Raw genomic sequence first — 12,257 nt, 5'->3', positions numbered from 1 at the left:
ACGACTGTCAGGGATAAGTATCGCCAAGAATATGATAAGGTTCAGGCGCGGATAGCAACGTGTTCAGGGGCTGACCAGTGTGTTGCGGTTGCCAAAGAGCTGCGGGCATTACAGGGTGATTACAGTGCCCGGATGAGCGAAATTCAGGAAAAAGCCAGAATGCAGGGACTAGATTCCCTCACGCCGGCAGAAGTGCGGGAATGGGCAGATTTACGGGGTGCGATGTCGAATATTGACTCATCCCGCAATTTAGTGCTCCATCGTGCCCAAGTCACCGGTGGCTCAGAAGAAACCACCCAAGAAATCGTGAAGATTATGGGGCAGACGGGAATTGCTGCGTCTGCCGGAGTGGCCGGAGGGATCAGTAAGGCTGGAGCAAAAGGCGGCGGGAATGTTGGAAAAGGTAAACAACCGTATCAACCGAATCAGGGGGCTGTAGGAAATATGAATGAATTTCTTACTCAACCCGGTTTTGGTGCTCAAATAAAAAACAGCACACAAAAAACCAGCCAAATATATCAGGGGCAGAGTGTTTACAAAGCCAATAACAATATTGGAAAAGTGATTAAAAAAGGTGATCAGCTATATCTTGATAGTCAACATAAGAACCATCTTGAGATTTTTGATAACAAAGGGAAATTTAAGGCTGTCTTAAACTTAGATGGTACGGTAAACCAGGCCAAAACTGATGCTGCTAAAGGAAGGAAATTATAAATGTCTATGCGTAGAATAGCGTTGAGCAATAAAAAACTGCGTGGTATACCACGTAGACTACGTTCATTGAAAATATGGTCCGAGTCATATAGAGCCTATTTTCCTGTTATCACTGGAAATGATTATTCTTACGGTTACTGGAATGTAAAAATCCCGGTGCATTCAGCATTGGTACAAGGAAAACAGACTAATAAAAATATTCAATCTATTTGTGCTCAAGATTTGATAGATGCAGCTTATAACATTTATAAGGCAAAGCCAGACAACGAAAATTATATAAGAATTACTTGTTCCATTGTATTGCCTGATATGTTTTCAAGTGAATTATGTATATTCACATCTGAGGAATATTTCAATGAACATACGCGTAATGAATATAGTCGGTTTGGTAAAATAACTTTATTGAGTGAACGAAGTTTATGCAAAGAATGGAACTTACGATTACCTGATGGTTTTTCAGAGCTAGGTGTTCTTAGAATAAGTGAAGATGACGAGGGAAAGCCTTATTATTCTGAATACTGGTATATTGGTGAAGTTAACTAAATCTAAGAATTTATATACCAGCTAATTATCCTTCATTAGCCAGCCGGATAATCAACTGTCCGGCCTCGCTTGGTGATTGGTTTCCCCGTGGTAAATCCCCGTGCAGCTAGCCAGCGGTGAGCTGCGGGTATGGGTTGGGCTTGCCCCGGTTAGTGTTGACCGCTACATGGAGGGAAAAACTGGCCTTTGGGGGCGAAAAGTGCGTCAGGGGATTTTGGGACGGGCGGTGAAGAAGCACCGGGAAAATCCGGTTATAACTGACTGAGTATACAGGGAAAGTCGGCGTTCAGTGGTCAACTTCGCAATAGAATGCGTTGTTACTGACAATAATGCTCTTGGTTATGGTCCCGGAACTTTTTGGGGACAGATAGCCAACTCAGTTAGTTCGGATGCTTCATTATCTTTTGATCTACAGAGGAAGGGTAAAAGTTCAGATGAAATTAGTAAGGCGATAAAACAATCTCACAAGGGACCATCTTGGGGAGTAACTTATAAAGTTAAGCCTTATGCGAAGGGCGAAGCTGCATTTGGTTTTGGAGCTGGATATTTTTATGATGCAAATGTTGATAATTCTCAATTTTCAATAAATGAAGGGGAAACTCTTGCTGTTGGCGGTCGTTTATCTGGACAGATAGGTATTCAGTTTGGTCCATATTTGCCAGGGATGATTGATACGAAAAGAAATAATTCATTAGGTTTTGGTCTTGGATTAGGGAATGTAGGTATTTCCTATGGAAAGGATGGTCTTGGTTTAAACTTAGGTGTTGGTCCTGCATGGGGATGGAGTGGAATTTCTAAGAAAACAGAGATAGAAAACATTGATATAAATGGCTCATCTGGAACAGAATTATATAATTATAAATTTAATAAAGGTGGCGATTAAATGAATGTAGATATAATTATAAGTTTAATATGCTTATTAGTTTTCTTTTTATCCTTTCTTGTTTTTTGTCGTAGGAATAAATTGAGTCTAACTTCTTCTATATCCATGAATGATTTTTTTAGTGGCGTTTTTTTTCTTAGAGATGAAAATGTTTCCCTATGGGGAGGAAGGATATCTTTATTTATTGGAGTTCCCATGATTTATTTTTTCAAATATTTTAATAATAAATCAGGAAGTGAATTTTTCCCTCTTATTATATGTACATGGGGAGTGGCTGTTTATTTCAGATTTTCTTACAATCACTCTCAGTACAATAAAAACCGTATAAATACTAGCTTATTTTATGAGTTTTTTATTACTCAGAAAAATGGATCTCAAGGATTGTTATTATGGATAATAAGAAGCTCATTTGTTGCTTCAATGTTATATGCTTTATTAGCTTAGCATTGAGAATAACTCTTTGGCGAATGTACTGGCAGCAACAGAGGCGAATAAAAAAGGCACGGTTGAGAAATGGTAACAGGACAAGCAGACCGAAATCGAGAAAGCCTGTAGTAGTAATACGCCACTCTCTTGCCAGATAATGGTTGCTGTGGAAGGGAGTGCACTGGACTGGAGCATTAACGGCCAATCCGGTCTGTGGGCACAATACTCTGGAATACAGCCAGTGGGACTGGCTTGAGCTATGTAAAATGTGAGGTTTAAAGAATGATCGAGTAAAGTTTTTCTTTATTAAAAACATCATATGGATATTAGTTATATTTTTATGAATCTAACTATTTCTTTATTATCAGATGGTTGCCTTAGTTTTTTATAGATGGAATATTTCTTTTTTCACTTGAAGATGTAAATAAGGCTATTAAAAATAGGGGTGTTTATCGGACTAATAAATTATTGGCTTGTATACTATCACCTTTATAATTTACGTAAATTAACAATCAATCTTTGGATTGAGATTATTATTTGGAGAAGTTTTATGAAGTGTATTAAATGTGAAAACCCAACATTACATGAGTCAGACTCATTGGCGGATTTCTCTATTTTTCAGCAATAAATATTATCTTTGCAATATTAAGTTCTTTATTTAGTTCATATAAAACAATGACAATTTTAATCTCTGGTTATGATTTTCTAGGTGGATTACGTATCCTTAGAGGAAAATGATGAAAGGTAAAGGCAGGTTGAATATGAAACGTAACGTGGAGAGACCATATCCAACCTGCTATCTGACTAATCGTACAGACTCGGATAGTGTATTTTACTCATTCTTATGACTCATTGAATAATTTACCCAAGAACGATAATACCCTTGCGAGATTAAGATGGCCCACCTATCCAGTGAGCCATTTTTACAGTTATTACTTATGTGTTATAGAAAATTAATCAGGCAAATTTTCCCTTGCCAATCGTGGTATCTGCCCAGGCCGTCGTAATCGCCACTTTCGCCTTGCTATCCAACCCTTCGATAAAACCATTATCACCGGCTGTTGGGGAAAAATTGCTCATTGCCTGAATCAAGGTGTCAACCGCATTGTCGGAAAGTGCCGTAAATTCACGCTCTCCTGATGCATCCTTACGCCCCATCCGCGTCACTAATTTGGCATGGTTACCATTAAAGTAATTATTAAAGGTGACTGAACCCACCGATTCAAATACACCCTGAGCAGTTTTATCCTGAGTACGGCGATTCACTGATAACACTAAATCGTATCCACTGCGTTGGAACCACAAGTCTTGCCAGTCAATACCATTAAAGGCAATCATATCTTCTGCATTAATATCATTAACCTGATTGTCAATCACCTTACTACTGACCACAAAGCTGTCTACTCCTGTGCCACCCTGGAAGTGGTTTTGATATCCCCCCAAAACCAGTAGATCTTGACCATCACCACCATCAAACTGGCTGAATTTCGAAATTGTGGCCGCTATCAGGTGGTCATCACCTTCTCCACCATTAATTACCGCATGATAGCCCATCAGTTTAATGACATCGTCACCCATGTTGCCATCAATTCGGTTGTCATTACCAAACACCCGGCCAAAGTCATTGCCTTCACCTAGCTCAACCCGGTTGTTATTACCGATGGTCACAGCATAATCCTGCCCTTCCCCGGTATCGACCCGGTTGTAGTTACCAGAGGTGATAACGTAGTCCTGCCCATTACCAGCATCAATAAAACCACCTTCGCCAAAAACAAAGGACTGATCATTACCTTCGCCCATAAAGACTTGGTTAATGCGCCCAGCGACTATTGCGGTATCATCCCCTTCACCACCAAACATCCAGTTTTCACGTCCCATCAGAACGCCCAAGTCATTACCTTCACCGCCTGCAAAGATGTTGGAGGTGCCAATCGAGTAATAAACATCATCACCACGCCCCCCCCAGAAGTTGTTGTTATCGCCCAAGTAAGCTCCGAGATCTTTACCATCACCGCCCCAGTTGAAGTTATAGTTCCCCAACGATACGTGGATATCGCTATCCCCTTGCAGATGACCGCTGTTACGCAAGAAATCAAAGGTTTTCTGCTCCATATTGAGCAGATCTGCGGTTAGATTCTCTTTCAGATGGGTCACTAACGATTTCATCTCTTCTTGTTTATCTTTGCTGAATATCGTTGCAAACAGGTTAGGTAAGTTCAGCGAATTAAAGCCCAATGCACGCTCTGATTTGTCATTAGCCTGAATATTCCCACTGTTGATGGCACCCGGTACACTCTTTTCCCGATCTTCATCAGGCGCTTTCTCTTTCAGCCCATGACTGACAAGAAATGATTCAATACCATCGGCACTCATATCGGCGTTCTGTTTCAAACCATCAATCAATTTATCCGGATCAGTGAAAGTACTTAGTTGATCACCACCAAACTGCTTAATAACTTCCAGCATCTCTCGCAAAATAGCCTTGCCATCAACCGGCTCACCAGTACGGGCAACAATCTGTCCCTCCGAAGTGTAATCCACACCAAAAATATCCGCTAAAGTGGTATCCGCATTCACACTGGCTAACCGACCAAGCAGTTTGTTTTTAAGCTGACGCGGTAAGTCCTGTAGATTGTAAGTAAATGTTGTCTTCACCAGGCCCGTCGTTGAAGATTGCTGCGTCATCAGACCAAACAGAGAACCCAGGTTGGTATCCAAAATCGATTGAATATGATCACCAAACATAAAGTTCCAGCTACCGGTTGTGACCTGAATGTCCGCGCCCTGACCACCTACCGCAAAATTGAAAGCCAGTTTTTCATTGGCTTGACGGAATTTATCCGCACGGCTCATTTTACTGGTATCTATATTGTTGCCGTGACCACCTAACCATTGGTGGTATTTTTTATTCAATGCCGCTTCTGTGTCACTTTTCAAACCACGGCTACTGCGCTCAAGCTGCGAATCCAGATCAACCAATGTCTTGTAATCCACACTACTGGTTTGGTCTAAACCAGACATGTCCCGCACAAATTTTTTCGCACCAGATAACGTCCACTGCCGATTTTGCGCCGCTAACCAGTTCCACTCTTCGCCGGAATGAGCAATAGATTTCAGTACACCGGTAATACGCGCAGCGCCATCAAATGGATTAACCAACGGTGGCGTAGGGATGGATTTATCCATCATGACAATCAAGTCATTACTGCGCCCTTTGTTGAAGCTAACGTTACGGTTACCGATAAACATCTGCGCGCCTTCAAATGCTTGATAACCACCAAGATTAACGCTGTGCTTACTGTCACCATCCCCAATGTGAACCATCACATTGTTGTCACCAAAGGCCAGTGATTTAAACCCACCCGTACCCACTTTGATACCTACGTTCGATGTTCCCCAGTTGATCGCGGTAAATTCACCGTCGCCCACATTTACCTGTATATTCCCAGAGTAACTCAGCGATTTATCCGATTGAGGATTTGAACCGAGCTCTATCCTATTTTTACGCTTCCCTGGCGCGGTGAAAACATCATGGTTATCCGCAATTGCCCCTTTGGTTACTGAATCAGCTTCTGTGTACCCCACCCTGGCAAGGTTGATATCGCTTTCAGCCACACCACGACGCAATCTTTCTGTTGTAGTCGTTAGTTCACCCTGTTCATTCCAGCGTAACACCAGTTTGTTATTGTCCAATTTGTTAACCCACTGATTATTTTTATCGCGGGTAAATTTACGACCTGTTGCATCAACAGCCACTTCACTACGACGCGCTGAAACATCACTACGGATGCCCTGTTTATCCAAGGCGATAATAAAACGATAGGCAAAACCATTGCGCTTATCATCACTAATCAGTGAACAACCCACGATGCTGATACGATCAGGTTTACCTGCCTGGTTAAAGTTCTGGCTGAACTGTTTTAGTTTTATTGCCAATTCATCAGCACTGTAACCACTCAAGCGTGTGTTATTTTGTGCCGATCCGTCACGGCCATGACCAACAATCTGCCAACGTAATTTGCCTGACAATCTGGCAGGATCACCATAAATGAGATGATATTTGCCATTAGAATCAAGTTTAACCACCACGCTGGATTCTGGGTGTTTACTCGCCAGATTGATCGCGGCTTTCGCGACAATCGGGTCATTCTCCATTTGAATAATGATCTGACCACCAAAACGCGTCCCACGATCATCACTCTTTTGCAACGCGGTCTTCACCATATCCTGATTTTTATTTTGAAAACCGGAGAGCGTCGAGACAATCCGATCAGCATATTGGTTCATTAAAGCACCGCTCTCGACATGACCATAAAAGGTTTGCTCACCCGATACGCGATAACCAGCAGCGGTCAATCTTGCACGCAGCTTTTCCCCCTCATGCCCTAAACCTTGATTGTCAGTTAACAGCATGATCGGCGTATCAATTGGCAAGCCTTTGAGGTTTTTTTCTACTGAAAATTGTCCATTCATCGCTTTTGCCAATGCCCCAATCATGCCGCCAGGGTTTGGTACGTCATGCGCGGTTATGGTTTTGGTCATACTCGATATTGGCCTGTCGAGCAGCAGACCTGACACGGCTTGATTATTTTGCGCCGCATATCGGGCAAGATCAGCCGCCACCGGCCCACCGACGGAATAACCATGAATGATAATATTACCCGGTTTAATCCCGCGATCTTGCACCAAATAGCGAAGCATCGTCCTGGCATCCTGATAGAACCCTTGCTCACCTGGACTACCATCACTACCACCATAGCCCCGCATGTTGACAGCAAGTATATCAATGCCCTGCTTTTGATAGTGGCTTTGGACATCATGAGCTTGCTCTTCTGCGGATAAACCTGAACCATGAAGGAACAGCACGACTTTTTTCTCTGCTGCCGTCGAGATATCACCTGGTTTTATATCACCTTGATGATAATATCCAGTTAAACGTCCCCCTTCGCCTTTTAGGGTGATTTTGCTTGAACTGCCATTAGCAACCGCATCATTAAGAATGGTCTGCGTCTCATCACTGATATGGCGGCGCTCTTCTTTAAAACCATACAGTTCGTTGTTAAAGAATCGGGTCACTGGGTTTAAAGAGTCTTTATCCTGTGGCGAAGTACCATCATCCTCAATTAATATCGACTCTGACGCTCCATTTTTGCCCGCTAACGCCTGCAATGCTCCCACCGGAGAGTTCTCTCTCTCTGGAGTATTTTCTCGATAAAGGTGTTGGGTTTTTTCAAATGCACTATTTACTGCCTGATTTATCCATAATTTTCCTTTATCTCCAGCGATATCCATCAGATCCATATAACTGGCGGTGTAGTTTTGCAGTACTTGCCGGCGTTCATCACCAGTCGTCTGCAATGCTTTGTAGACCACCAAACTTTCATTAACCGAATGACCGCCATCAAACACCAGGAACGCCAAAGTATTAAGATATGCCTGCTCTTGCGAGAAAGTAGGATCTTGACTGGCAATAGAGTTATTGAGATGAACCATGATATTGGTCGAACCAGATGCCCCCGTCACCACGGAATGCCCCTGCGCCAAGGCATTACGCTCAAGTGACGTTTCCTGTCCTGGCGTTAGCACTTTGCCTGCCGCCACCTTTCTGCCATACAGGAAATCTTCATACTGATCACCGGATGGCTGGTAGGGTAACGCAATACCATAATCATTGGTTTGCTGTTCAGTTAACTTCACTTTGTAGGTAACATCAGCCCGATTAGTTAACCTACTGCTGGTGGAACGGGTCTTACAGATCTCTTCCCGATAGAAAATATTCGCATCTACCTTCCATTGAGATATATGTAAACCCATACCATCAATGTTTGACATTTTTACCGCCAGAAACGGAATCTTGATCATTTCAAAACCATTATCCACCTTGGTCATCATGATTTTAAAGTTATCAAAGGTGGGTTTTTGCAGGAATGTGGTCAGTTCTGGCACCCGACTGAACCAAGGGCGAATATCCTTTTTAATCACATCGGCGAAAGCTTGCATTTTGATAGCAATCTGTCCGTCACGCGCGGTTGAGCCCTGACTTTGCATATACGACTCAAACTCCCGCACCAGGAATTGCCCTATCCGTCTGGAGGTCGCTATCGCATCCGGTGACGCGGTTTTCACCAACGTATGGGCCAACTCAGAATCAAAACGACGGCCAAATAAGTTGTCAATATATTGGGTAGTTGACTTTTCTCTGTGAGCGTCAGCCTGTAATGACAGAGCCAAAGCATGTAACTCAGGATATGCCTGTAACTGGCTGGCCGCATCATCAAATAACTTGATAGTTTCCTTCGATGTGACTTGTCCAGTGAGCCAGAGTCTTCTAGCTCGCCCAATCAAAGGCATCGTTTCCGGGATATTAGCGGTTTCCAATCGACTCATAAAAGCAACCAGACTTTCGCTTTCGGTCTTAGGCGCTTCCCGTTCAGCGGTTGAATTCGTTCGGGTCAACGGGGTAATCCGCCACTCAATAAGACGATTAATTTCGTTTTGTGTTATACCGCCTTTCAAACCGATAATACGTCCGGTTCCATCAAATATGACTCGCTGCTTAAGATGTTCAGCATGTTGAGGCGCCACGGCGATCCCAAGGACGCCAGCGGATTCAGCTCGCTGGGCCTGCAAGTGCTCAATCATTCGGCCCATTCTAAAACGTATTAAGTTCACTTGACTGACACGCAGAGCAAATTCTTTTGGGTTACGCTGTTGCCAATCAGCTATCGCCTGTTCAAGCAGCAATACATGCTCTTCATCGAAATGGCTCATCGTTTTATAGAAAGTATCTCGTACCTCAGCCAGAGCCTTGCTAAGTTGCCTTTTCCGCCCCAATGTTCGTACATTAGGGTTGATAAATAGCTTATTTCCCTCTTTCAATAAATTAAATTTTGCACTTTCAAAGATAGCGGAATTTTTCTGCTCTACTTTGACATCATTCCCCAACGATTCCAGATTAATACCTGAAATCCTCGGCACTCTTCTGACACGCTCACCTAAACTGTTCGACGTTGGCATCACCATATCGTCAGATTGTACTTTGGTAAACTTTGCAGTAGTTAAAACGCCAGTATTTTCCGCGCGGATACCGGCATTTATCTGTAGACGATCAACCGCTTGTTTAGCACCATCCAGTGCTTGTAGCTCTTCTTCGGTCAATCCCTTGTAGAATCTTTTTTCAGCTTCCGGTATTAATTCGGGATCAATATAGCTGCCTGTTTCCCCTGCTCCTGTCGATTCGTAGGCATTGCCAGACAAACCACTACCACCGGCACCAGTACGATCAGGTTTGGAATCGTTCTGCTTTGCCCCTCTAGCATCTGCTTGCACTTGGGCAATCTTATTTTCAGCCGCGGCAATATCACGTTTACCCCGATATTCCGCCCCCTGATAGGCGATATTTGCGTCATTTTCCGCTTCTTTGGCCTGCTGTTGCTGCAATAATGCCTCTTCTTTTCTTAACGCTGCTTTTTTCTGAGCTTCTGCAATATCTTGTTTTGCACTGGCATGATGCTGCTCACTTTGTGCTACACCGGCCTCGGATTTCTTAACCGCTTCTTTTACTTGTTGTTGGTTATCCGTAATAGACCGTTGAGCATTAGCTAATCTTTTCTGGGTAATAAATTTGGTGTAATTCAGCTCATCCTGGGCACGGCTCAAAAATTGGGAAGCAAACTGATTGCGCCACTGGTCACCTGATTGGCCGCTGTAATCGGCATAGTCACCAAGCACATCCAAACCTTGCGTCATGGAAACCAGTTTGTCAGTCTCCGCCTGCGCTTCTGCTTCTATCGCATTACGTTGTGCCAGCCCATTTCGGCTAAGTGCTTCCTGATCCGTTAATTCCAATTGGGATTGCGATTTCACAATTTCTGCCAATTGTTTCTCTTTTTCCTGCTCCAACAGTTGGCGATCTTTTTCTGCTGTTTCTTTATCGCTTAACGCATTTTGCGCTGCTTTATCCTGTTTCACATGTTCAGTAATAATATTGGCTTGTCGTGAGCTCTTGGATTTTGCAACAACGTTATCCAGAATATAGCCTACACCATCATTCAAACCCGTTCCTTTAAACTCAATTCGATTACTGCCCGCTTTTGCTGTCAGCTCTAGTGTTTTATTTTGCCATTTCGCTGCGTCTCCAAAAGTCGAGAATATAAGTTTGCCGTTCCAGAAAACATCCATACCATTGTCGGCTGAATAAGCATCGGGACGATTGGCAAAATCAAAGCTCAGCGAAATCACTTCTCCCTCAGAACGATTTTGCAGATCCTGGTAAATAGTGGTGTTTTTATCAACATCAAGTTCACTGACTCGTTCGCCATAACGAGTATTATTAGGTTCATGAGCACTCTCTGCGCTATAGGCCGCAATATCATTGGTTGATTGCCAAGCCAATTTACCTTGCTCAAGGTCACTATTGACAATCAGTGATGTCTCAGATTTCACCGCGATATTGTCTAGGATATAGCTAAATCCATCATCCTGACCGGTACCTTTAAATTCAATCCGGTTAGTACCCGCTTTTGCCATTAAATCGAGTTTTTGAGTGCGCCATATCGCTCGCGGTCCAGAAGATGAAAATACAGACTTACCATTCCACAACACCATTATTCCGCTGTTACTCAGATCACGGTCCACCATCTCTAAATGACTCATAAAATCAAAAGTCAGTGAAACCACTTCGCCTTCAGACAAATTTCGTAATTCCTGCCAAATTACGGTGTTTTTATCAACATCAAATTTACCGATTCGTTCACCATAACCGGTATTATCAAGACCATAAGCACTCGCGGGGCTATACGCCTCGATATCATTGGTTGACTGCCAACCCAATTTACCTTGTTCAAAGCCACCATTGACGATCAGATTTTCATTCTGATCCGACACCGATCGCGTTTCTAGACTCAAAGCACCTTCTATTGAACTCATATCAGGCGTCTCCACGGCTGTCACGGCACCATTGAGACGATGGTTTAAACCTGAACTTACCGGCGCAATTTCATCCATCTGAAAGCCATCAATGGAGGAAACTTCCGCTAAATTAATCGCACCTCTGCCTTTATGAGTGCCCGACGTGTTAGCCTCATCCCCCTGAACCAGGTAGTTGATCGCCTGACTGCCTCCCACACCTAATGTTGTCTGTTTGATATGTTCAAAGAGAGAAGAGAGTTTGTTGCTTTCTGTAGCAGAGAAGCTGTAGAAATCCCCATTACCAATCTTAACCACCACATTATTACGTGCATAACAAGCGTTGATACCCAGACCATCACCCACATGGATATTGGCATTGCCTTTACCCTTCATGACCGCAATATTAAGGCCATCCCCAACTTTGGTATTCACATTGTATTGACCCCATGCCACGTTAACCGAAACACCATTACCTACCTGGCTGTTTATGTTAGCGTCACCATGAGCAGCAGTTACATTTAAGCCATTGCCTACTGTTGTAGTGACGTTAGCTTTCCCTTTTGCCACCGTAACCTGCATACCGTCACCCACCTTGGTAACCACATTGCCTTCACTCCATAAGGCATTAAAGCTGTCTCCCTTACCCACCTGAGTGATCATGTTAGCCTTACCTTTAGCAAGCACCACATTACGCCCGTCACCGACTTTAGTGATAACGTTGGCTTGCCCCCAGGCACCGGTGTAATCATCACCGTGACCCACATGGGTAATAATATTGGCA

The 12,257-nt window shown here is 43.4% G+C and carries 7 protein-coding genes; 5 read left to right on the top strand and 2 right to left on the bottom strand.

The annotated features are described in order from the left end of the window. The 5 genes from D3222_RS26305 to D3222_RS25245 form a co-directional block, all read left to right on the top strand. A partial coding sequence (locus tag D3222_RS26305) for a hemolysin BL-binding protein (RefSeq protein WP_118988114.1) occupies positions 1-714 on the top strand: 714 nt, incomplete at its 5' end. Then, positions 715-1,257 (top strand): DUF3916 domain-containing protein, encoded by a 543-nt coding sequence (locus D3222_RS22570; RefSeq protein ID WP_118988113.1) that lies wholly within the window; start codon positions 715-717, stop codon positions 1,255-1,257. 100 nt (positions 1,258-1,357) lie between these two features. Then, positions 1,358-1,522: a hypothetical protein gene (locus D3222_RS25250; protein WP_157975408.1), complete on the top strand. Its 165-nt coding sequence runs from the start codon at positions 1,358-1,360 to the stop codon at positions 1,520-1,522. A 24-nt stretch (positions 1,523-1,546) separates the two neighbouring features. Then, a complete protein-coding gene (locus D3222_RS22565; protein ID WP_118988112.1) occupies positions 1,547-2,140 on the top strand; it encodes a polymorphic toxin type 25 domain-containing protein in 594 nt (197 codons plus the stop codon). Then, on the top strand, positions 2,141-2,584 hold the full coding sequence (locus tag D3222_RS25245) for a hypothetical protein (RefSeq protein WP_157975407.1): 444 nt from the start codon (positions 2,141-2,143) through the stop codon (positions 2,582-2,584). Here the strand turns inward: D3222_RS25245 and D3222_RS25240 are convergent. Together D3222_RS25240 and D3222_RS25670 are read right to left on the bottom strand one after the other, a co-directional pair. Next, the gene (locus tag D3222_RS25240; RefSeq protein ID WP_157975406.1) at positions 2,576-2,761 is read right to left on the bottom strand and encodes a hypothetical protein; all 186 of its coding nucleotides are present in this window, start codon (positions 2,759-2,761) and stop codon (positions 2,576-2,578) included. The two genes, D3222_RS25245 and D3222_RS25240, sit on opposite strands and share 9 nt — an antisense overlap. A gap of 762 nt (positions 2,762-3,523) precedes the next feature. Further along, positions 3,524-12,257: alpha/beta fold hydrolase (locus tag D3222_RS25670; protein WP_198672902.1), on the bottom strand; the 8,734-nt coding region annotated here is incomplete at its 5' end.

It is taken from the genome of Photorhabdus sp. CRCIA-P01, from assembly GCF_003545805.1.
Classification (GTDB): Bacteria; Pseudomonadota; Gammaproteobacteria; order Enterobacterales; family Enterobacteriaceae; genus Photorhabdus; species Photorhabdus antumapuensis.
This window is presented reverse-complemented; position numbering and strand designations above follow the sequence as displayed.